The organism is uncultured Vibrio sp. (assembly GCF_947488985.1).
Taxonomy (GTDB): Bacteria; Pseudomonadota; Gammaproteobacteria; order Enterobacterales; family Vibrionaceae; genus Vibrio.
Window position 1 is genome coordinate 1 of record NZ_CANLBV010000283.1, and the last position, 541, is coordinate 541.

At 44.4% G+C, this 541-nt stretch carries 1 pseudogene; it reads right to left on the reverse strand.

Features of this window, described 5'->3' with window-relative positions:
* A pseudogene (locus Q1A70_RS20350) lies at positions 1-541 on the reverse strand (transposase); the annotation flags it as partial.

Genomic DNA, 541 nt, shown 5'->3' on the forward strand with positions numbered 1-541 from the left:
TTTTTCAGCTAAGAACTTGAGATTGGCTTTACTGTGAAAGCCGCTGTCAGCAGTGAACTTGGTTGTATGCTCGACAGAGTTTGGAAGCTTGTCCAGTTGTGCCTTTAAAGCGAGTACTGCAGGTTTGAGTGTTTGCTGCTCTCCGACGCTGCCCCACACTTGGCTGTGCAAAATGATTTGGTGTTTGTCATCAGTGATGGCGATACCGTTATAGCCTTGAATCGTGCCTTTGGAGGTGGTCATTTTTGCACTGTCGTTATCGGTGATGTTACTTTTTATCGGCTTGTTGTTGGAGCCTAACTTATCTTGAGTGCTTGCTAAAAACTTACCGATTTTATTCGCGCTGTTATCGAGTTTTTGCTTTTGCCTTAGATCTTGCTCAACAACCTCGTTTGGCAGGGTATCTTGGCTTTGATGGCGTTCGATAATACGTTTACTAGCTCGTTCCAGTTTCTCTTTTTTGCGGCGTAACTCCTCGTGAGTGCCACTCGATTCTTTGCTGGCATTGGATGAAATTTTACATCCATCAATGGCAAACATG